1 protein-coding gene is annotated in these 1,388 nt (G+C 69.0%); it reads right to left on the reverse strand.

Annotated features, from left to right (window positions below; genetic code table 11):
• Positions 1-129: 129 nt before the first annotated feature.
• Positions 130-1,176, reverse strand: coding sequence for an aspartate carbamoyltransferase (pyrB, locus tag ACFWEP_RS34655; protein ID WP_387376282.1), 1,047 nt, complete (start codon positions 1,174-1,176; stop codon positions 130-132).
• Between the last annotated feature and the right edge of the window lie 212 nt (positions 1,177-1,388).

Consider the following 1,388-nt stretch of genomic DNA (forward strand, 5'->3'; position numbering starts at 1 on the left):
GTGGTGACCGGCCCGCTTCGGCGTTCTGGGGGGGGTGCTGTGTGCTGTCGCTCTACGGCGAGGAGGCTCCTCGGCAGAGGTCGGAGGCCAGAGGCCAAAGGCCAAAGGTCAGAGGTCAGAGGTCAGAGGTCAGAGGGCGACGTTCTTGTAGAACGGGGCGTCGTCCGGACCGGTGTAGTCCGGCCGGTACCAGGTCGCCGGCCGGAGCGAGCCGGGGATCGCGTCGGCCACGCCGAGCACCGAGGCGAAGAGCGCCATACGCATGGGGATCCCGGCGTCGGTCTGACGGAAGATCGCGAGGCGGGGGTCGTCGTTGAGGTCGGTCGCCAGGTCGTTGGAGCCCGGCCGGCCGTCCCTCGGCAGCGGGTGCATGACCACCGCGTCCTCCCGGCACACCCGGCTGACCAGCGCCTTGTCGATGCGGAACGCGTCGCTGTACGGCACCGGCCGGTCCGCGAACCGCTCGGTCTGCAACCGGGTCGTGTACACGAGGTCGGCGTCCTTCAGCCCGGTCTCCGGGCGGTCGCTCCGCTCGACCCGGTGCCCCCTGCTCTCGGCCAGCTCCAGCAACTCCTCCGGCATTCCGAGCGATTCGGGGGCGACACAGACGATCGTCATGCCCTCGTAGCGGGAGATCAGCTTCATCAGCGAGTGCACGGTGCGGCCGTGCCGCAGATCGCCGACCAGGGCGATCCGCCGGCCGTCCATCGTGCGGCCGGTCCGGGCGAACTCCCGGTGCAGCGCGAACATGTCGAGCAGGGCCTGCGTCGGGTGCTCCCCCGCGCCGTTCCCGCCGTTGATCACCGGGACGTTGGTGGCGGCGGCGAACTCGTGCACCGCGTCCACCTCGGGGTGCCGCATCACGACCAGGTCGCAGTACCCGCTGACCACGCGGCTGGTGTCCGCCAGCGACTCGCCCTTGGAGATCGACATGATCCCCGAGCCCGTCGTGCTGGTCACCCCGCCGCCCAGCCGCAGGAACGCGGACTCGCAACTGAGCCTGGTGCGGGTGCTCGCCTCGAAGAAGAGGCTCGCCATCACGGCGCCTTCGAGAACGCGGGTGACCTGGCGGCCCCGGGCCACCGCCGTCAGTGTGTCGGCCAGTTCGAAGAGCCGCTCGAGTTCTTCCCGGTCGAAGAGATCGCTGGAGAGAATGTGCTTTCCGATGAGCGACATGGGGATCCGACTTCCTCTGGACGCGCGGGTGGGTGGGGAGCGCCGACAGTGTACGGGTCACGCTATTGGCCCGCGGATATCGGGTTTCCGCCCCAGCCGCGTTAAACGACAGGGGCGGAAACCCCGCCGTCCACCGCCCGGCCTGGCTCTTATAAACAAATCCGAGCCCACCAGACCCACTTGTATGGGGTATGGCGTCGTCGGCGTGTAAA

The sequence above is a fragment of the Streptomyces sp. NPDC060198 genome, from assembly GCF_042728415.1.
GTDB lineage: Bacteria > Actinomycetota > Actinomycetes > Streptomycetales > Streptomycetaceae > Streptomyces.